This window comes from Flavobacterium hauense, from assembly GCF_054457175.1.
In genome coordinates, this window is the sequence record NZ_JBTKVX010000004.1 from 183133 (window position 1) to 203106 (window position 19974).

At 40.4% G+C, this 19974-nt stretch carries 18 protein-coding genes and 1 tRNA gene; 9 read left to right on the top strand and 10 right to left on the bottom strand.

The features are described from left to right. Positions 1-40 precede the first annotated feature (40 nt). Positions 41-1711: a gliding motility lipoprotein GldJ gene (gene gldJ, locus ACX0HA_RS04125; RefSeq protein ID WP_458843999.1), complete on the top strand. Its 1671-nt coding sequence runs from the start codon at positions 41-43 to the stop codon at positions 1709-1711. 70 nt (positions 1712-1781) lie between these two features. Next, a complete protein-coding gene (locus ACX0HA_RS04130) occupies positions 1782-3071 on the top strand; it encodes a UDP-N-acetylmuramoyl-tripeptide--D-alanyl-D-alanine ligase (RefSeq protein ID WP_458844000.1) in 1290 nt (429 codons plus the stop codon). A gap of 33 nt (positions 3072-3104) precedes the next feature. Here ACX0HA_RS04130 and ACX0HA_RS04135 read toward each other — a convergent pair whose 3' ends face one another. The 5 genes from ACX0HA_RS04135 to ACX0HA_RS04155 form a co-directional block, all read right to left on the bottom strand. After that, entirely contained in the window at positions 3105-3785 is a 681-nt protein-coding gene (locus ACX0HA_RS04135; RefSeq protein WP_458844001.1) for a metal-dependent hydrolase, read from the bottom strand. A 129-nt stretch (positions 3786-3914) separates the two neighbouring features. Next, entirely contained in the window at positions 3915-5156 is a 1242-nt protein-coding gene (locus ACX0HA_RS04140; protein ID WP_458844002.1) for an RNA polymerase sigma factor, read from the bottom strand. Between the two features lie 77 nt (positions 5157-5233). Next, a complete protein-coding gene (locus tag ACX0HA_RS04145; protein WP_458844003.1) occupies positions 5234-5587 on the bottom strand; it encodes a YciI family protein in 354 nt (117 codons plus the stop codon). 33 nt (positions 5588-5620) lie between these two features. Continuing rightward, positions 5621-6076 carry a carboxymuconolactone decarboxylase family protein gene (locus ACX0HA_RS04150; RefSeq protein WP_458844004.1) on the bottom strand — a complete coding sequence of 152 codons (456 nt, stop codon included), beginning with the start codon at positions 6074-6076 and terminating at the stop codon, positions 5621-5623. A gap of 89 nt (positions 6077-6165) precedes the next feature. Further along, entirely contained in the window at positions 6166-6726 is a 561-nt protein-coding gene (locus ACX0HA_RS04155) for a DUF6642 family protein (protein ID WP_458844005.1), read from the bottom strand. A gap of 137 nt (positions 6727-6863) precedes the next feature. Between ACX0HA_RS04155 and ACX0HA_RS04160 the strand changes: the two genes are divergently transcribed. Next, positions 6864-8552, top strand: coding sequence for an RluA family pseudouridine synthase (locus ACX0HA_RS04160; protein WP_458844006.1), 1689 nt, complete (start codon positions 6864-6866; stop codon positions 8550-8552). 25 nt (positions 8553-8577) lie between these two features. Here the strand turns inward: ACX0HA_RS04160 and ACX0HA_RS04165 are convergent, their stop codons facing one another. Continuing rightward, on the bottom strand, positions 8578-9408 hold the full coding sequence (locus ACX0HA_RS04165) for a hypothetical protein (protein WP_458844007.1): 831 nt from the start codon (positions 9406-9408) through the stop codon (positions 8578-8580). Between the two features lie 175 nt (positions 9409-9583). On the opposite strand from ACX0HA_RS04165, the gene ACX0HA_RS04170 reads away from it, so the two are divergent. Then, positions 9584-9991 carry a GNAT family N-acetyltransferase gene (locus tag ACX0HA_RS04170; RefSeq protein ID WP_458844029.1) on the top strand — a complete coding sequence of 136 codons (408 nt, stop codon included), beginning with the start codon at positions 9584-9586 and terminating at the stop codon, positions 9989-9991. Between the two features lie 61 nt (positions 9992-10052). Here the strand turns inward: ACX0HA_RS04170 and ACX0HA_RS04175 are convergent, their stop codons facing one another. After that, positions 10053-11483, bottom strand: a complete 1431-nt coding sequence (locus tag ACX0HA_RS04175; RefSeq protein ID WP_458844008.1) for a hypothetical protein — start codon at positions 11481-11483, stop codon at positions 10053-10055. 224 nt (positions 11484-11707) lie between these two features. Here ACX0HA_RS04175 and ACX0HA_RS04180 point away from each other — a divergent pair, with 224 nt between their 5' ends. From ACX0HA_RS04180 to ACX0HA_RS04200, 5 genes are all read left to right on the top strand, one after another. Continuing rightward, entirely contained in the window at positions 11708-12286 is a 579-nt protein-coding gene (locus ACX0HA_RS04180; protein ID WP_458844009.1) for a Crp/Fnr family transcriptional regulator, read from the top strand. 74 nt (positions 12287-12360) lie between these two features. Further along, positions 12361-13248 (top strand): SDR family oxidoreductase, encoded by an 888-nt coding sequence (locus tag ACX0HA_RS04185; protein WP_458844010.1) that lies wholly within the window; start codon positions 12361-12363, stop codon positions 13246-13248. A 79-nt stretch (positions 13249-13327) separates the two neighbouring features. Beyond that, on the top strand, positions 13328-13687 hold the full coding sequence (locus tag ACX0HA_RS04190; protein ID WP_458844011.1) for a nuclear transport factor 2 family protein: 360 nt from the start codon (positions 13328-13330) through the stop codon (positions 13685-13687). Between the two features lie 175 nt (positions 13688-13862). Next, on the top strand, positions 13863-15047 hold the full coding sequence (locus tag ACX0HA_RS04195; protein ID WP_458844012.1) for a retropepsin-like aspartic protease family protein: 1185 nt from the start codon (positions 13863-13865) through the stop codon (positions 15045-15047). A 151-nt stretch (positions 15048-15198) separates the two neighbouring features. Continuing rightward, positions 15199-16779 carry a T9SS type A sorting domain-containing protein gene (locus ACX0HA_RS04200; protein ID WP_458844013.1) on the top strand — a complete coding sequence of 527 codons (1581 nt, stop codon included), beginning with the start codon at positions 15199-15201 and terminating at the stop codon, positions 16777-16779. Between the two features lie 328 nt (positions 16780-17107). Here ACX0HA_RS04200 and ACX0HA_RS04205 read toward each other — a convergent pair. From ACX0HA_RS04205 to ACX0HA_RS04215, 3 genes are all read right to left on the bottom strand, one after another. Next, positions 17108-17185 (bottom strand) — tRNA-Val (locus ACX0HA_RS04205). A gap of 216 nt (positions 17186-17401) precedes the next feature. Continuing rightward, entirely contained in the window at positions 17402-18616 is a 1215-nt protein-coding gene (locus ACX0HA_RS04210) for a bifunctional folylpolyglutamate synthase/dihydrofolate synthase (RefSeq protein WP_458844014.1), read from the bottom strand. 64 nt (positions 18617-18680) lie between these two features. Continuing rightward, positions 18681-19907: a Glu/Leu/Phe/Val dehydrogenase dimerization domain-containing protein gene (locus tag ACX0HA_RS04215; RefSeq protein ID WP_458844015.1), complete on the bottom strand. Its 1227-nt coding sequence runs from the start codon at positions 19905-19907 to the stop codon at positions 18681-18683. Positions 19908-19974: the final 67 nt, after the last annotated feature.

Below are 19974 nucleotides of genomic sequence, written 5' to 3' on the forward strand. Positions count from 1 at the left end.
TTATTATATTGCGCCACGAAATTTATTTACCTACTGAAAGATGAAAGTTAACAAAATCACGGCTTTACAGTTGCTTCTCGCTTTTGCGATGGCATTTGGTTTTACTGCCTGCAGTAAAAAAGGGTCAAATGGTAATTCCACGGCTACAGGCTGGAAGATCAATGACAAGAAAGGTGGATTCCAACACAACTCCAAGTACAAGAAGCAGGAAACTGCTCCGGGGCTTGTTGAAGTTGAAGGTGGAACATTTACTATGGGTAAAGTGCAGGACGATGTTATGCACGATTGGAACAACACTCCAACACAGCAGCACGTTCAGTCTTTCTTTATGGATGAAACCGAAGTTACTAACGTAATGTACATGGAGTACCTTGACTGGTTAAAGAGGGTTTTCCCTCCAACAGAAGAGAACTACAAGAACATTTACGTAGGTGCACTACCTGACACCCTTGTATGGAGAAGTGCCCTTGGTTACAATGAAACAATGACAAACAACTACCTGAGACACCCGGCATATTCAAACTTCCCGGTTGTAGGTGTTAACTGGATACAAGCAGTAGAATTCTCTAAATGGAGAACAGACCGTGTGAACGAATCTGTACTTGAAAGAGAAGGGTACCTTAAAAGAGACGCTAAAGTTCTTGACGTAACTGCTGAAACAACTTTCAGTACTGAGGCTTACCTTGAAAGCCCTACAAAATCTTACGGCGGTAACGAAGAGATCGTTCTTAAAGGACAAAGAAATAAACTTGCAGCTAAAGAAGGTGCTACTAACGTTTATGCACAAAGAACTTCGGGCATCATCCTTCCTGAGTACAGGCTTCCAACCGAAGCTGAGTGGGAATATGCTGCTGTTGCTCTTGTAGGTAACCGCGAGTACAACCTTTACAGAGGAGATAAAAAATACCCATGGAAAGGTTCTTACACCCGTAGCGGAAAAAGAACTTCTAAAGGTGATCAGCTTGCCAACTTCAAACAAGGTAAAGGTGACTACGGAGGAATTGCAGGATGGTCTGACGATAACGCAGATATCACGGCTCCGGCTAAATCTTATCCACCAAACGACTTCGGACTATATGATATGTCTGGTAACGTTGCAGAATGGGTAGCTGACGTTTACCGTCCGATAGTTGATGATGAAGCAAATGACTTCAACTACTACAGGGGTAACGTTTATATGAAGAACAAAATTGGTGATGACGGTAGAGCTGAAATAGTATCTACAGACAACATCCAGTATGATACTCTTTCTAACGGTAAAATTCAGTACAGAAACCTTCCTGGACAAATCGCTCAGGAGCAAATCACATCTGATGACACTTACCTAAGACAGAACTACAACAAGAGTGATAACAGAAACTTCAGGGATGGTGACAGACAGTCTACACGTTACTATGACTTCAGCGGTACTGACGAAGAAAAAGGTACTGAAAACGACGCTGAAAGAATGTATGACTCTCCTAAGCACCTTGTAGCTAAAGACAGTCTTGGAAACATGATCAGAGAGTATGACAAATCTTCAAAAAGAACTACACTTGTAAACGATAACGTACGTGTTTACAAAGGAGGATCTTGGAGAGACAGAGCTTACTGGCTAGATCCTGCTCAAAGAAGATATTTCCCTCAGGATATGGCTACAGACTACATCGGTTTCCGTTGTGCAATGTCTAAAGTTGGCCCTAAAACAAACAAAAAGAAAGCAAGAAACTAATTAAAGTTTCAACTCATACAAACACAATAAAAGCCCTATCTTAGGGCTTTTATTTTTTTATACACTTTCCATGGAAACCAAAGAACTTTACAGCTATTTCCTTCAATGCAGCGGCATTGCAACCGATACACGAAAAATAGCAGCTGACTCTTTATTCTTTGCCCTGAAGGGAGATAATTTTGATGCCAATACCTTTGCTGCAGAAGCATTGCTGAAAGGTGCCAAATATGTAGTGATTGACAACCCTGAATATAAGACCGGAGACAATATGCTCCTGGTGAGCGACAGTCTTTTGGCATTACAGGATCTTGCGCGCCATCACCGTCGCGAACTGGGACTACCGGTAATTGCATTAACAGGAAGCAACGGCAAGACTACAACCAAAGAACTTATAAACACAGTTCTTTCTAAAAAATACAACACCACTGCCACAATAGGCAACCTCAACAATCATATAGGTGTACCCCTTACCCTGCTTTCGTTTACACACGACACCGAAATTGGTATTGTAGAAATGGGTGCCAATCACCAAAAAGAAATCGCAATGCTCTGCACAATAGCTGAACCTAATTTTGGTTACATAACTAACTTTGGCAAAGCGCACCTTGAAGGTTTTGGAGGATATGAAGGGGTAATTAAAGGCAAAAGCGAACTATACGATTACCTGAAATCACATACAAAAACAGCATTCGTTAATCTTGACGACAGCATCCAGCGTGAAAAAACAAAGGACATGTCGCATTACACTTTTGCTGTTAATGACTACAATTGTGATGTAAGGATCGAAGCAGTAGCGGCTAATCCTATGGTTACCATAAAATATAACGGGGAAGACATCAAATCTCACCTTATTGGCATTTATAACGCAACCAACATAAGTGCTGCCATTACTATAGGGCATCATTTTAAGGTAAGCGACAATAAGATCAAAGAAGCTATCGAAGGATACATTCCCGCCAATAACCGCTCACAGCTTTTGGAAAAGAATTCGAACAAGATCATTCTTGATGCTTATAATGCCAACCCGAGCAGCATGCAGGCAGCCATCACTAATTTTCTTCAGCTTGACACCGAAGGGAGTTATAAAATAGCTGTGTTAGGCGATATGTTTGAGCTCGGAGCAGAGAGTCCTGAAGAGCATTCTAAAATTGTGCAGTCGCTTGTAAATGAAGAAGGCATTGAAGTGTATTTCGTAGGCAAAGATTTTTACGCTAACAGCTCATCTGAACCTCATCTTCATTTCTTTGACAGCTATGACAGCTTTAAAGAAAGTTTTGCAAGCATAAAACCCAAAAACAAGACATTACTGATCAAAGGTTCTAGAGGCATGGCTCTTGAAAGAACACTTGATATATTATAAATTGAAACGCTCCTTTTAAGGAGCGTTTTTCTGTTATATAGCTATTGTCGATCCAATTTCAGGAAGATAAAGCGTTATCCCTTCTTCAGCAAAATCGTCAATCGCTTTTTGATGATCCATTTGTATAAAACCAAACGTATCATAATGCACTCCCATTACCTTTGACACTTTTATAAGCTTCGCTGCTTCAATAGCTTCCTCCACCCCCATTGTGAGTCCGTCACCAATCGGAAAAACAGCAAAATCAGGTGTTGCCCATTTTGTTATCAGTTTCATGTCAAGCGTGAGTGCAGTATCTCCGCTATAATAAAAACAGCCTTCTTTTCCTGTAATAACAAAACCACTTGCGATGCCACCATAACTACCGTCGGGCAGGCTACTCGAATGCTGAGCGATTACACATTTAACCCTGCCAAAATCAAAATCAAACTTACCTCCCGGATTGACAGGATGTGTATTTTTAAGCCCCTGGCTATTAAACCAGTTATAAAGCTCCCAATTACCAAGTACTTTTGCACCGGTACGCTCTGCAATCCGTACCACATCGGTAATATGATCAAAATGCCCATGGGATACAAAAATATAATCAGCCTTTACCTCATCAACGTTTATGGATGCAGCCAATTCATTGGGTGTGATAAAAGGATCAAAAAGAAGATGTTTGCCATTGACTTCAACAGCAAAACAGGAATGACCATAATAAGTTGTTTTCATAGTGTATAGATTTGAAGATATACTGTGTCAATCTAAACACATGCCAAACCAAATACATCTTGCATTACAGGTATTCTATAGAAAACAACAACCATCAAATAAGCGAAATATCGCTTTTTAGCGGAATAATTAGTTGTCAGGCAGCTTCAGTTTTTCAATATTTTTACTGATCAGCTGCTTATCGGTTTCGGAAACAGCCAGATCAAGAGCCGCCTCATGATGTTTTAAAGCTTTAGCATTATCAATATCGGTATAGAGATTCCCAAGCAGGGAATAATAGAAATGGTAATGGGTCAGCTTCAGTTTTTCGGCCTCTATAATTGCCTGTTCTTTTCCATTAGTCTTTGCCAACGCATACGTACGGTTGAGTGCTGCAATTGGGGAATATTCTAATATCAATAGTTGGTTATAAAGGCTCAGGATATTTTCCCATTTTTCCTGTGTATCTTCTTTTTGGGTATGCCACCACGCAATGTAAGCTTCAAGATGATATTTGGACAATACCTTTCCTGTTGTGGCTTCATTAAGAAAATAGGTGCCTCTGGCTATCAGTTCACTATTCCACAATGATTCGTCCTGATCCTCATACAATATCATTTCTCCTTTATCATTCATTCGAGCATCAAATCTTGATGTATGAAAGCACATCAGAGCCATTAGCGCATTTACCGAAGGGTGATTAGTGGTTTCATTTTCAATCAGCATAAATGTTAGTCGCATCGCTTCAGCACAAAATTCTCTGCGCAAAGTGTTGTTTTGTGAACTGGAATAATAACCTTCCGAAAAAAGGAGATATAGTGTAGCCAAAACAGTTTCAAGCCTTGTTGCAACATCGGTAAGGGAAGGCTGCTCTATCTTTATATTAGCTTCCTTCAGCTTTTCTTTTGCCCTTTTAATTCTTTTATAAATCACTTCCCTGTTGGTGATAAAGGCATCAGAAATCTCCTGGACTCCAAAACCGCATAGCAGGTTAAGCGCCAACGCAATCTGTGATTCTTCTGAGATGACAGGATTACAAACTGCAAATATCATTGCCAGCTGGCTATCGGTAATGTTCTTTTGCGAAAGATCTATTTCAGGTTCACCTGATTCAGGACTGGCATTTTTTAATTGGGGAGTAATTTTTTCTTCAAATACAGAATTGCGCTTCAGGTAATTTTTAGTTTTATTTTTAGCTACCGTATACAACCATGCCGTCGGATTCTCGGGCACGCCATGCATACTCCAGGATTCTGTTGCAGACAAAAAAGTATCGCTTACAATATCTTCGGCAATCTCAATATGCCTGATACCGAATAAATAACACAGCACAGAAACCATCTTTTGGTATTCTGCCCTGAACAATCCCGGTAACAGCTGATCATTTTCCATAAAAAAATAGGAACTGCCTCAAAAGTGGTTTACGGCATTTTTAGAATGACACTTTTGAGACAGCCCAGATATATTAATTAATTTCCTTCGGGTGTAACAGCTTTGCGTATCTCTACATTCCCACCATATTCTAACACAGGGCAGCCATGAGCAATTGAAACAGCCTCATCATAGTCGGCAACCTTTATAAGGATCATGCCCCCGATAGCTTCTTTAATTTCTACATAAGGGCCATTTACCACATTAAGGTTCGCCCTGACTACTTTACCTTCACCATCCCACTTTTGCAACGGCCTTGCGAGCTTATCCTGAGCGGCAATACTCCCCAACCAATCCTGCCATTTTTTAAGATGCTGCTGCATTTCTTCCGGAGATGGCTGCACTTCTTTATTGGTAAAATCGCGACGAAATATTAATAAGAACTCGTTCATGATATTTATTTTTTTTAAAGTTAATGATTTTATTTACCCGAAGGCACCCACTCTGTAAGTTCCGGGTTCGTTGGCAAAGGCATGGTTAATCCTGTTCCAGGTATTGATAGTGGTAATAGTAAGTGTAAGATCGATAACTTCCTCATCGGTAAAATGCTTTCTTATTTCAGCATGTAAGCTTTCCGGAATTATAATAGCAGCGGTAACTGCTTCAGCCCATGCGAAGGCGGCTCTTTCACGTTCGCTGTAGTAAGGAGACTCTTCCCATGCGCTCATGCCATAAAGGCGCTGTTCGGTCTCACCTTTAGAACGTGCGTCTTTATAATGCATATCAAGGCAGTAAGCACATTTATTGATTTGTGATACCCTGAAAAGAATAAGTTCAACAAGTTCTTGCGGCAACGTAGATTTTTTAAGGTAGGTACCTATACCAAATAATGCTTTTAATGCGCCCTGTCCTTTTTCATGAATGTTGATTCTGGTTTCCATTTTGTATAAATTTTTAATTGTTATACCCTAATGACAACCCAACTTTCAAAATTGGACAACGTTTTGAAAAAAAATAAAAATATTTTTTTTTAATAGTAAAGCCTGAAGTCAAGCAGCTTGCACAAAGCGAAATATTTCATATGCAGTTCTTCTACAATATCAATTACATCATCGCTATCATCAAACAAGCTAAAGAAAGCTCTGTCAAGGCCACTGCTGCTTTGCTTTCCATAAGCGTGACCGTAACCGGATATGGCTTTAGCATTGGTAATATCAAGAAAGTACTGCGCCTCCTCAGAAGTAAGGTCAAGTGCTTTCTCATTGGCAAAATGAAGTATCTTCCCTTTTAGCTTGCCTTCAAAAAGCTCTGCGATCTCTTCCATGCTGTAATAATATCCGTTAAGGCGAATCGAATTCTCCTCACCCGGCATAACCAGATAGATAATCTCATAATTCTTGAAATTATGATCATCATAAATTAACGCATTCAGGCTTTCTTCAAGTCCTTCAATGGTATCGCAGGTTTTGTAAATGCTTCCTATACCCTGTTCAAAAACAAGCTTTTCCAGAAAAGCCACCACCTCTGTAGCCCTGGTCTTTTCAACATCATCCACAGCTTCAAGACAGAAAATAAATTTTTCGCCATCCATAGTATATCATTCGTGTATCGGCCACCAAAATAATATAAAATAAGGCAATGACAAATAAGGAGGCTGTTAAATGATTAAAGCCATTTGAATTAATGCAGCGGATACTTTAATTTCGCAGTCTAAATGAGACAGCAAAATTGAGCACTATCACCTCTGAAAGAATAACTTACTTCGCAGAAGACTCCATAAAAGGAATAGCCCTTCCTGAGCGTTTTACTTTCCCGTTTTTTTATGAGCCGCATCCATTAACCCGGATCGCTGCCGCTGAACTGCAGCAGTATTTAGAATCGCAAACGGAACTTGACCATAATTTTGGGTTGGTAAAAGACCAACAGGGACTTATAATCGGGAAAATGTTTGGTGTGCTCGTCATACAGGACAATCAAGGCAGGCTGGGTTACCTTTCCGCTTTTTCAGGCAAGCTCGCCGATTCTAACGATCATCCTAAGTTTGTGCCTCCGGTTTTTGACATGCTGATAGAAGATAGTTTCTTTTTAAAGGAACAATACATTCTCAATGATATTAATGATAAAGTGAAGGCAATAGAATCGGATGAAAATTTCACCCGTCTGAAGCAGGATCTTGAGCATTCTTCAGCTGAATCCATACGTGAAATAACGGCGTTCAAAAAACACCTTAAAATCAACAAAGACAACCGAAAAAAGCTTCGCGACAGACGTAAAGGCGTTGTAAGCGAAGAAGAATATGCGCGTTTTGAAGCCTACCTCATAAGGCATAGCCATTATGACAACCACCAGTTTAATCTCTTAAGAGAAAAATGGAAACTAAAGCTTGAGGAGTTACAGCTTGCCGTATCGCTATTCGAAAATAATCTCGAAGCCCTGAAAACAGAGCGCAAAGAAAAGTCGGGCATATTGCAGCTACAGCTGTTTGAACAATATTCTTTCCTGAACAAAAACAAGGAAAAGAAAAGCTTGCAATCTATTTTTAGCGATACTGTGTTTGGCAAACCACCTGCGGGCGCAGGAGAATGTGCCACGCCAAAGCTTTTACAATATGCTTTCCTGAATGGCTACACACCCCTTGCCATGGCCGAATTTTGGTGGGGAGCGGCCCCAAAATCGGAAATACGTCAGCACAAGCAGTTCTACCCCGCCTGTAACGGAAAGTGCAAACCTATATTAAAGCACATGCTTGAAGGCATTGCCTTGGATGACAACCCGCTGCTCATCAATCAAGGAGAAGGCAAAAAACTTGAGATCGTTTATGAAGACGACAGCTTTGTAGTAGTGAACAAACCTGCCGAATTGCTTTCGGTTCCCGGCATCCAGATTCAGGATTCGGTATATACACGCCTTCAGGCAATGTTTCATACTATCGAGCCATTGATTATTCACCGCCTTGACATGTCTACCTCCGGACTTTTGGTTGTAGCCAAGACCAAGGATGCCCATAAAGACATACAGAGCCAGTTCATAAAACGTACTGTAACCAAACGCTATTCAGCACTGCTCTCAAAAGTAATTGAAACAGAAGAAGGCGAAATACGACTTCCGCTTAGAGGCGACCTTGACGATAGGCCGAGGCAAATGGTATGTTTAGAATTCGGAAAAAAAGCAGCCACAAAATGGAAAGTGGTTCAACGTAACGAAACCACAACTAAAGTACATTTCTGGCCGCTGACGGGGCGTACCCATCAACTACGTATGCATGCCGCTCACGAACTCGGACTCAATGCTCCTATCGTTGGTGACGACCTCTATGGTACAGCCGATAAAAGACTGCACCTGCATGCTGCCTTTCTGGAATTTGTACACCCGGTAACAAAAGAAAAAATTAGCTTTGAAGTGACCGAGGAATTTTAACAGCTTACTATATAAATTTTAAATATTAATTATCAAAATTAACATATTTCAGTATCTGTTTTATAAGACCATTTACACCTCCTCCATCACTTAAACTTTTAATAACTTTTTCAACATTAGCCGTAGTACCTAATGCTGAAGTGATTATTTTACCAAATTTAGCAAGTTGATTTTTAGCTTTAGACTTATCACTCGTTTTTAATGCCTCTAAAATATCATTTAAAATATCATTGATCTCCGCCAAATCCACTATGTTAATGGTATTATTGAAAATTTTTAAATCTTCTGTTCTAATCACATCAACCTGCAATAGTTCTTTGGAAATACTTACATCAAAGAGTTCATCAGACCAATAATTACCTTGTTCCGGAAAATCTTCATTCTCTATTTTTTTGAACAAACATTGTATTCCAAAAAACTGTTTGTGATGTATATGTAAAATGATACAACACTGCTTTTCAATTTTATTATATAATATTTGAATTTGTCCAGGTGGTATTGTAACAACTTGACCCACCAAACCAGTTGGTATATATGGTATATCCTTAAATTTAATTATATCAGGGACATAATTTTTAGGAGGTAATATTGTTATTACACTTCCGTCCGGAACACTATAATCGTCCACAAAACTAATTGCTCCATCATCCATAATTAATGTTTTAGTTTCAGAACCAGACCTCCTTTTAATCACATTTACATTTTCCATTATCACTATAGGAAAATATTCTTTATCTGTTATTTCAAATTTTCTATCAGGTTCAAATGTCCAATGAAGATTTCGCGAAGAAACTTGATGAACATCAACTTTTCCGTCGCTTGCTATTTTTTGAATTACTAGTAATTGTGTCAGCATATTTGTTAATTTTAATATAAATTAATCTATGATATATTATAAACTTGTAAATATAGATAAGATAAAAGAATCAGTGTGTATTAAGGAGTCGAACCCACAAATAACATAAGAAATTAAACACAAAACAATAAATATAATAAAAGCCAACACTAGAGATCACGGAGGTTTAACTGTCATAACCAAACAGTCTAAAGCCTATTGGGGTTATTCAGTTGAACAGTTGGAAACATGGTCAGAAGCGCTGACTATCACTCAAAATTATATTGATACAAAATCTGTATACAAATTAGTTGTTGATGGTATGATCATCGGGTATTATTCTTTCGTCTATGAAGATGAATCTAACGTAAGGCTTGATAACTTATTTGTACTCCCGGAATATATTGGTCAAGGCTATGGTCAGTTATTGCTTGAAGATTTCACATCAAAAATTAAAGCCACTAATGCAAAAAAAATGATTTTGCATTCCGACCCAAATGCAGAAAGTTTCTATGCCAAATTCGGTTTTATAAAAACAGGACAATTGGAAACCTCAATTCCGGACAGGTTTTTACCAATCATGGAATTGAATATTGAGCCTTAATAAAAAAACTACCCAAACATTACTGTAGGGTAGTTTTGACCAATAAACAACCAATCGGGGATTAGTGTCCCGTCTTTTTCGTTTTACGCTGCCTGTATTTTGTAAAAGCTTCCACGTTGGCAGCAGTTAGCTCATCTTCAGGTGCTGTTCTCGCATTTTTAGCAGATGTTGTAGATGCTTTAGCTTTATTATAGGCAGGAATCGATTTGGCAGCCATTGCCATATCATAATCAAGTGCAATCTCACCTTCATCAAAAGGCACATCACCCGGGTTATCCCTGAACCATAGCATCCACTCTTTACTTCCCGGAGTATATACCATTAAATTATTTGTAGTTTGTTTCGGCCCCGGAAGCAGGAATGATTTTAAAGCTGCCTGCGCAGGACTGTGACAACTCATGCACGATGACAATGCCAGGTTTTTATATACTTTTCCTGTAGTAACATCAACCGCTTCCTGAGCAACTGCCCCGTCGTTAGGGCCACTCAGCCTTCCGCCCCAGCCTAAGGTTTCTTTGCTATAAAAAGGTGCTTTTGCGTTGATTACGGTTTCTTTTAGTTTAGGGTATGGTGGCTGTATTGGACTGATAACATCGGGATCGTCGCCCCACATTGCGCCAAGTGGCACCATCTTATCCCAAAAATCACCTTTGGCATCCATGTCATATACGAAGGTAGAATAAACCCAGCCTGTTTTAGGAGCAGCTTTGCTATCCTTAACGATCACATCCATCTGGAAGAAACTTACCTTACGCACCTGGTATCCGGTCTTAGGATTCTCCCTGGTTGGAATGGTGTCATAAACACTAAGGGTTTCTGCTCCTTCCATAACAGGCCAGTTCGGAGCATTTACGTTGGAAAAAGCAAGTTTAACAACAATGCTTCCTTCTTTAAATTGACCTGAATCTTTCGTCAGGTTGACTTTTTCACCAGTTTTGCCCCACAACTGCCCAACGGTATAGGCTGCTACCGAATCATAAAATACCAAAGCATATCCCGATTCGTCTTCTTTCAGAGACTTGAACATATTCGCAGGATTTCCATTTCCTAAATAGGCTCCCAGGATAGCTTCCCTTTCTGATCCGATCCAAGGTTCATTGAACCAGCCATATTTTGCCGATGTCCAGTTTTTATTATCCGTAAAGAATGGCTTTACATTTGGTGCGATATATTTTTTCAGCGCATCCATGTACGGTAAAGCATTAGATTCAGACATTGTCCCACCTTTGAGGGTTTGTTGCCACGTAGGGTTTACAACATCTTTAACCTCTGTTGGGTAATCATGACTAAGAACGAAGAGCGGATTGCTGTATTCTTCTTTTGAAGGTACAGAATCCCTGTGGTTTTGAAATGCTCCGTTAGCCGGAGATACATTCATTGCAGTATACTCCTTGCTCTCCTGCGATTTGTCGTTTTCACGGCAGCTGTACACCCCGAGCGACAGCAATGCCAACATCCCCAAAAGGGTTGGGAAAGTAAATTTTTGTTTCATAAGTAATAATTTTAGTTAGTTGAATTATTCAGATTGAGTTGGTCAATCAAGGGGTAAACTTATGATAAAAAAACCGCCCAAAAGCTATCTAACACAAAAACAGGGGTTTATACGCATTACCAAAAACAAGTACTTATACCTATAGTTTTACTTTGGGAAAATCCTTATAATAGTCTTTACAGCATAGCCATAGAATTTTACACAATATTTGATATTTTTGTATAATGCAGCCTGAATTTTATAACTACCTGAAAGAACAGAGCGGCCTGCCTGATGATGTGATACAAACCATCAGTAACCTGGCCGAGCAGAGAACTGTTCGCCGCAATGAGCATTTGCTTACTGCCGGCGATGTATGCCGCCATAAGGTATTTATCATAAAGGGATTGTTACGTACTTACAGCATCTCAACTAACGGTAACGAACACATACTCCAGTTTTCACCTGAGCTGAGCTGGACACTGGATGTGGAGAGCTATGATAAGGAAACTCCTTCCCTAATTAACATAGCGGCCGTTGAATCGAGTGAAATTTTACTTTGGAAAAAGAATGATTTCAACACCTTACTTAAGGATTTTCCTTTACTGAAGCAATTTTCAGAACAGCTTATAGCACGCACGATCTATCAGAACCGTCAGCGCATAATGACAAACCTGAGTGCAACTCCCGAGGAAAAATATGAAGATTTCGTCAGCAATTTTCCGGGCTACCTCAACCGCCTTCCGCTACACATGATAGCAGCCTATCTTGGTATGTCGCTCAAAACCCTTACGCGCATCCGTCACACGCAGTTGCACCGATAAATGCAATTATGGTCAGATGACCATGTTTTCAGAAAGGCGTTTATCTTCCTTTGTCTTTCTAAAAACCTATAATTATGCGTGTATTTGTTACCGGGGCCTCAGGCTTTGTAGGCTCAGCCATTGTAAACGAATTATTATCCTCTGGTATTGATGTCCTTGGACTGGTCAGATCAGAAGCGGGTGCCGAAATAGTGCGAAAAGCAGGCGCCGAACCTTATTTGGGCGACATTAATGACATTGCTGCCATCAGCAAATGTGCCGCCGAATGTGATGCAGTTATCCACACTGCTTTTAATCATGACTTCTCTCAGTTTAAAGCAAGCTGCGAAGCTGACCGTATTGTAATTGAAGCCCTCGGTAATGTTTTAGCGGGTACCGATAAACCCCTGGTGGTTACTTCAGGGATTGGGCTTTTACGTTATGATCGCATTGTGGATGAAGATGACACTATCACTGTTACTTCTGATGTTATTCCAAGGGCTGCAACCGAAGAAGCAGTGGCAGCTGCAACATCAAAAGGAGTAAATGCTTATATCGTCAGGCTTCCGCCAACTGTACATGGTGCGGGCGAACACGGCTTTATACCTATTATTATTGGCATGGCTAAAGAAAATGGGCAGTCGGCTTATATTGGCGACGGACAAAACCGCTGGCCTGCCGTACACCGATTTGATGCCGCAAAAGTTTACAGCCTGATCGTACAGAAACAACCGTCACAAAAAGTATTTCATGCCGTAGCCGAAGAAGGAATTCCGTTTATTGCTATAGCGAAAACAATTGGAGAACACCTGCAATTGCCAACCGTAAGCCTTGCACCGGATGAAGCAGAAAAACACTTTAGCTGGTTTATGCACTTCGCTTCTTTCAATTGCCCTTCCCATAGTAAAAAGACACAGGAAATTCTGGGATGGAAGCCTGAACATATCGATCTACTCAAAGACATGGAAGCAAACTATTTTTAGAACAAAACCCTTTGGTGATAATCAAAGGGTTTTTCCGTATATGGAGATATTGCTTATCTTAGATGTAAAATCAATCAAAATGGAAAAAACCAAAGATGTAATACATAAGGCATATACTGCCTTTAATGATAGAAATATTGACAACGCTCTTTCAACAATGCAACCTGATGTTCAATGGTCGAAAGCATGGGAAGGCGGCTATATAAGCGGGCATAACGAAATTAAAGAATACTGGACGCGCCAATGGACGGAAATAAACCCAAAAGTTGAACCGGTTGGTTTTGCCGAAAGAGATAATGGAAGCCTGGAAGTTAAAGTCCATCAGAATGTAAAAGACCTGCAGGGCAATTTAATGTTTGACGGTACGGTAAAACATATTTACACCTTTGAAGACGGACTGATAAAGACAATGGATATTGAGCTTGTAGATGCTAATTAAATGTAAAAGCCAATAACATCGTTTTAAAGAACTGATAAAGACAATGGATATTGAGCTTGTAGATGCTAATTAAATGTAAAAGCCAATAACATCGTTTTAAAGATAGGATAAATACTAATAATTTCAGTTTTGGCACAGATTGTGTAAACGTAAAGCAATCCAATCCATCACATTTATGAAAATACTTTATCTTTTCTCTGCGCTATTATTCCTTAATTTATCGGTTGCACAAAACATCAAAACCATCAATAAGGGCAAGGTTGTACAAAAAAATTATAATGTTAGCGTCCCTTATAGGGACATCAGAGGCCTGATGGTGGTACAGGCCGTTATAAAAGGCAAGACCTATGATTTTCTTGTAGATACGGGCGCCACGAGTGCCATTACACAAGAGCTGTGTGACGCATTAGGGTTAAAATCAACTGCAGGGATTGGCGTGAGCGATTCCAGCAATCTGACCGAGAATATGAAACTCATAACACTACCGCCTGTACAGGTAAGTAATCTTACCTTTAAAGACATACCTGCCGTGGTTGCCGAGAACAACTATCTTTTACAATGCCTTGGAATTGATGGGTTTATTGGCAGTAATATGCTCCGCAACAGCGTAGTCAAATTTTCATATAAAGACAAAACTGTTAGCTTTACGGATAAGCTGAAAAACTTTAGTACCGATAAAAAGAAAAGCGCAGGTTTATTAAAGGACAAAAGACAAAGTAACCCCTACTTAGCGATTTACTTTAAAAACAATCTAGCAGACGGACACGAAGAACTCCTGTTCGACACAGGAATGATGGGGCTGTATGATTTATCATTTTCTTCTTACGACACACTTAAAAAGTACAACTATATTTCGGTAATACACCAGGCTAAGGGTTCGCATACAATGGGCTTACATGGTGTAGAAAATCAGACAGAGCATTACATGGTGTCGCTGCCCGAAATGGTTTTTGCAGGTGTGACCCTAAAAAATATTACAACTACAACCACCAGCACTACCCATTCAAGGATAGGCAGCCAAATACTGCAATATGGTGATATCGTGATTGATTACCCGGGAAGGCAGTTGTATTTCAATTCTTACACGGATGGGGCAATAGATGTTACCGAAAAGAACTGGCCTGTGGAACTTGTAATCAAAGAAGGAAAATTAGTTGTAGGCATAGTTTGGAATACTGTGCTTAACGATAGGATCGGTGAGGGAGACGAAGTAATAAAGTTTGGTGACATTGATTATTCAGCAATGAATCCCTGCGATGCATTTCACTTGGATACAAAACCCAAATCGGATACCGCCATCCTGGAGGTGAAAGACATAAAAACCGGTGAAATCAAAGCTGTACAACTGACTAAACGGTGAGTATCATCTTAACCCACAACATTTTTTTAACTTTTAACACGAAGCATGGTTTCTTTTCTTTTTCATAACATAGTAAAAGAAGGGCTGTTACCCCTTTTTTATATTTTTGGCTGAGCTGTTACATCATAGTAATAAGACAACCTTAAACCTTATGAAAAAAACACTACTCTCTTTTATAACCAGTCTGTATACTATAAGCAGTGCGTTTGCCCAGTTAAGTCCCGATACGACTTTCGGAAACAACGGGCTTGTCCGTACTACTTTGCCTTTTTATAATTCCGTCGGTACCGATGTGGCCTTCCAGCCAGACGGTAAAATCGTTGCCTGCGGCTACAGTTATCAGGACATCGATGATGAGCTGGAACGCAATAATCTGGTAGTAACGCGTTACAATCCCGACGGAACGTTTGATTTTGGATTCGGCCCACAGAATCTTGGGCGTTGCGAGGTTGATGCCGGGAGTTTTGAGACTACAGAAGCAAACTTTGTCCGCGTGCTTCCTGACGGAAAAATCGTAGCAGCAGTAGTTCACCAGCCTTTTCCAGGTTCAGCTAGACGGATCTCGTTGATTCGTTTCCTACAAAACGGATTCGTAGACATATTCTTTGGCCAGCAGGGTGGACAAATTACGCTCAATTATAATGGAGAAGGGGAGTTTTATCTGGCTGGTTTCGAGGTGTTGCCTGACGGGAAGTTTCTGCTAGGCTGTCATTTGTATACCTCAGACAGCAATTTCGCCTTAATGCGTATCAATGCAGATGGCCAGCCCGACACAACATTTGGACCGCAGGGGCTTATGACCTATAATTTCGGTAACCCGGGCAATGCCGGGGCACCAACGATGGATGCACCAAGCGCAATGAAGATCCAGACAGATGGAAAAATATTGTTGGGCGGCTATACTACCTCGGGAACCGTAGACGATATCAACTTCGGACTGATGCGCCTCAATGCAGATGGATCTGTCGATACTACCTTCGGACAAAACGGCCGTGCCGTAACAGTATTCGGAGGTGGACAGGCAATAATCAATGCGATTTCAATCGCCTCAGATGGCAAAATATATGCTTCAGGAACACTGTTCAACACCTCTACAATGTCAGTTAGTACCATTGTTGCGCGTTACCTGGCTAACGGAACGGCCGATGCAACCTTTGGGGCAAATGGCAAGGTAATCACGACTACAACAGTGCCCAGCGTTATGACGAGCTCGGTTATACAGCCGGACGGCAAGCTACTTCTGTTGGGTTATTCTTCAGGCAGCGACCTTGATTTTGCCTGTTTGAGATACAATAACAATGGTTTACTTGATACCGGTTTCGGGACATCTGGCCTGCTATTGGTTGATTTCGGAGATAACGAAGCAGGAAATTCAGCGCGGTTCCAGGCCGATGGCAAATTGGTGCTTGTTGGAGATTTCGAAAATGCCACAACCAGAGATATTGCCCTCATGCGTTTCAACGCCGGTCTTTTGTCGACACCTCAAACGGAAGAAGTGGTCATTCGTGCATTCCCTAATCCGTTCACGGATACGCTTATCGTGGAAGGTGTGGAAAACCCAGACACCATAACTATTTTCGATAGTTTAGGGCGACGAGTTGATAGTGTAACCTCATCAGCAGGAATAGGATCAACGCACATTTCTATGCCGTCCGGGCTTTCTTTGGGAGTTTACCTGCTAACCCTGAAAGTTGGTGATAAATCATATCAGATAAAAATCGTAAAACAATAGTTGGAAAAAACATTTAAAAAAGCTTTGGGGAAATACTCAAGCTTTTTTTGTGGACGACAAAGATTAACTTCGTTCATTCCAAAAGGTCTTAATGCTACAAAAAAAGGCAAACCCTCCTTATCGGTGGGTTTACTTTTTTAATTCTGAAATGCCCAAAACAAATCGTTCCTCACTTTTCAGAATGAAAAAAGCCGAAACGCAAGTTTCGGCTTTTCTTGTGGGCGATGAGTCCCGATAGCTATCGGAGAACCCCCAAACCCTCTCGGTGTAAACGAGAAAATAATCATATAAAACAAAAAACTCTTCAGTTTCCTGAAGAGTTAAAAAGTGGTGGGCGATGAGGGATTCGAACCCCCGACCCTCTCGGTGTAAACGAGATGCTCTGAACCAACTGAGCTAATCGCCCTATTTTTGTAATCCTGAAGCGTTGTTTGTTTCATTATTACGAGTGCAAATATAGGGCGGTTTTTGATATTTGCAAACTTAAACCCGAAAAAAATCAATTATTTTTTAAGCTTCATCTTCAAACAGCAGTTAAGCTTTTAATAACTTTCTGTTATAAAACAGAATGCACAACACTTACAATTTTAAAAAATTTAAATATTTTCTCCCTCAAAGAGGGTTATAAAACCTCAGCCACCACAAATGTACTCCCCCCGACATAAATAAAATCGGAAACCGCTGCTTCCCGTAGTGCTTTATTATATGCTGATTGCACCGATTCGTATATTTCTCCCTTGAGCCCATAACCATCCGCCGACTGCTGCAATGCCGCAGCATCAAGCCCACGCGGAATATCCGGCTTGCAGAAATAATATACCGCATCATGTGGCATCAGCGGAAGGATGTCGGTAAGGTCTTTATCGTTAACCACACCCAGAACAATACGCAAGGTATCATACTTCTGCTTTTGCAACTGATGCATAACGATCTTAAGTCCGTGGCTGTTGTGGGCTGTATCAGCAATCACAGTGGGGTTACTGTGCAGTTGCTGCCATCGGCCCATAAAGCCCGTATTTTTTGCAACATGAAGCAGACCCTCTTTTATATGCTCATCAGATATTGAGAATTTATCAGTTAATAATGCGATAGTCTTTACTACGGTCTTCCTGTTCGCTTTTTGGTAATCTCCTGTAAGATCTGAAGCATAATCTTTCGTAACCTCATCAGAAGCGAAATACAACGGCGAACTGCCTTCTTTAGCTTTAGCTATAAAAACAGGCTTTGTTTCATTATTGTACTCCCCCACCACGGCCGGAATACCAGGCTTAATAATTCCTGCTTTCTCTCCTGCAATTGCTGTTAGCGTATTACCTAAAAACTGCATGTGATCCATCCCGATATTAGTAATAACCGATACCAGTGGCGTGATGATATTAGTTGAGTCAAGCCTTCCCCCTAATCCTGTCTCAATAATCGCAATATCGACTTTTTCCTGCCTGAAATAATCAAAAGCAAGGCCAACTGTCATTTCAAAAAAGCTGAGATGGTTTGTCTCAAAAAAAGATTTGTTATCATCTATGAAGCCAACAACAAATTCTTCGGAGATATCCTCTCCGTTAATTTTTATGCGCTCTCTGAAATCCTTAAGGTGAGGCGATGTATATAAACCGGTCTTGTATCCAGCTTCCTGCAATATTGAAGCCAGCATGTTAGACACTGAACCTTTGCCATTTGTCCCTGCAATATGTATCGTTTTGACTTCCCTTTCAGGATTACCTAAATGATCAGCAAGCAACAAGGTGTTGGTAAGGTCTATTTTGTAAGCAGACGCGCCCTGAAGCTGATACATTGGCAGCTGGGCAAACATCCATTCGGTAGTTTCTTTGTAGGTCATAGAATAAAAAAATGACAGAGGTTAATCTGTCATTCAAAAATAATATTTTTATTTATCGTATAGCTTATACAAGTTGCTTTAATGCGATTTCGAATGCAGTATGACTGATGTTCAGCTTAGATGCATTACGGGCATGTACATTAGCAATAGCTCTGCCAATAGTTTCTGATGTATCAGCAAAAACAGCTTCGTCAGTCATACCAACTTTTTTCTCCATGAAGTAAGCAAATACTCTCGCCATTCCGCAGTTAGAGATAAAGTCAGGGATAAGGCTTACTTTGCTATCAGTCGCTTCCATGATAGGGCCAAAGAAAATTTCTTTATCTGCAAATGGCACGTTAGCACCACAAGAGATAACTTCAAGTCCCGAAGCTATCATATTGTCAACCTGGTCTTTTGTTACAAGTCTTGATGCTGCACACGGTGTAAATATCTCTGCTCCGATTTTCCATATTTCCTCATTGATCGTCTCAAAAGGAATCATGTTCTCAGCAACAAGTTTGTTACCATCTTTGTTTAGGAAAAGGTTGGTGATCTCTTCAAAAGAGAAACCGTCTTTATTGATAAGTCCTCCATCGCGGTCAATGATACCAACAACTTTAGCACCCATTTTAGCAAGGTAAAATGCAGCAGCAGAACCTACGTTACCAAAGCCCTGAACGATTGCTTTTTTACCTTCGATAGAACCACCATATATTTTATAGTAATGACCTACAGCCTCGGCAACACCGTAACCTGTGATCATGTCTGCAACAGTATATTTCCTGTTTACATCAGGAGAAAAAGCAGGGTTTTCAATAACTTTCACAACACCCTGGCGCAATTGGCCAATCCTGTTGATCTTGTCAGCTTCCGTTGGCTTAAAGTGTCCGTTAAAAACACCTTCCTGCGGATGCCATACACCACACTCTTCCGTCATTGGGATAACCTCATGGATCTCATCCACATTAAGGTCACCACCTGTACCATAGTAGCTTTTAAGAAGCGGAGATACCGCTTTGTACCATCTCTGAAGCACACCTTCTTTACGAGGGTCTGCCGGATCAAAGTTGATCCCTGATTTCGCACCACCGATAGCAGGACCGGAAACAGAGAATTTCACTTCCATTGTTTTAGCCAATGAAAGCACTTCATTCATATCAAGTCCTTTTCTCATCCTTGTTCCACCTCCGGCAGCTCCACCTCTAAGCGAGTTGATCACTGTCCATCCTTCAGCTTCCGTTTCAGAGTCTTTCCAGTTGAATACTATTTCAGGTTGTTTATTTTCAAATTTACTTAGTAAATCTTTCATTTGTTTGTATTTTTATAAATCGGCACAAATATATGAAACATATATATGAGAATTTTGCATTTTAGTG

What these genes read in the sequence shown, in the direction of transcription:
- ACX0HA_RS04165 (WP_458844007.1), bottom strand. Translation starts at nt 9,408, where the DNA reads ATGCTGACACAATTACTAGTAATTCAAAAAATAGCAAGCGACGGAAAA.
- ACX0HA_RS04150 (WP_458844004.1), bottom strand. Translation starts at nt 6,076, where the DNA reads ATGGAAACCAGAATCAACATTCATGAAAAAGGACAGGGCGCATTAAAA.
- ACX0HA_RS04190 (WP_458844011.1), top strand. Translation starts at nt 13,328, where the DNA reads ATGGAAAAAACCAAAGATGTAATACATAAGGCATATACTGCCTTTAAT.
- ACX0HA_RS04210 (WP_458844014.1), bottom strand. Translation starts at nt 18,616, where the DNA reads ATGACCTACAAAGAAACTACCGAATGGATGTTTGCCCAGCTGCCAATG.
- gldJ (WP_458843999.1), top strand. Translation starts at nt 41, where the DNA reads ATGAAAGTTAACAAAATCACGGCTTTACAGTTGCTTCTCGCTTTTGCG.
- ACX0HA_RS04215 (WP_458844015.1), bottom strand. Translation starts at nt 19,907, where the DNA reads ATGAAAGATTTACTAAGTAAATTTGAAAATAAACAACCTGAAATAGTA.
- ACX0HA_RS04180 (WP_458844009.1), top strand. Translation starts at nt 11,708, where the DNA reads ATGCAGCCTGAATTTTATAACTACCTGAAAGAACAGAGCGGCCTGCCT.
- ACX0HA_RS04185 (WP_458844010.1), top strand. Translation starts at nt 12,361, where the DNA reads ATGCGTGTATTTGTTACCGGGGCCTCAGGCTTTGTAGGCTCAGCCATT.
- ACX0HA_RS04195 (WP_458844012.1), top strand. Translation starts at nt 13,863, where the DNA reads ATGAAAATACTTTATCTTTTCTCTGCGCTATTATTCCTTAATTTATCG.
- ACX0HA_RS04175 (WP_458844008.1), bottom strand. Translation starts at nt 11,483, where the DNA reads ATGAAACAAAAATTTACTTTCCCAACCCTTTTGGGGATGTTGGCATTG.
- ACX0HA_RS04140 (WP_458844002.1), bottom strand. Translation starts at nt 5,156, where the DNA reads ATGGAAAATGATCAGCTGTTACCGGGATTGTTCAGGGCAGAATACCAA.
- ACX0HA_RS04155 (WP_458844005.1), bottom strand. Translation starts at nt 6,726, where the DNA reads ATGGATGGCGAAAAATTTATTTTCTGTCTTGAAGCTGTGGATGATGTT.
- ACX0HA_RS04145 (WP_458844003.1), bottom strand. Translation starts at nt 5,587, where the DNA reads ATGAACGAGTTCTTATTAATATTTCGTCGCGATTTTACCAATAAAGAA.
- ACX0HA_RS04135 (WP_458844001.1), bottom strand. Translation starts at nt 3,785, where the DNA reads ATGAAAACAACTTATTATGGTCATTCCTGTTTTGCTGTTGAAGTCAAT.
- ACX0HA_RS04130 (WP_458844000.1), top strand. Translation starts at nt 1,782, where the DNA reads ATGGAAACCAAAGAACTTTACAGCTATTTCCTTCAATGCAGCGGCATT.
- ACX0HA_RS04200 (WP_458844013.1), top strand. Translation starts at nt 15,199, where the DNA reads ATGAAAAAAACACTACTCTCTTTTATAACCAGTCTGTATACTATAAGC.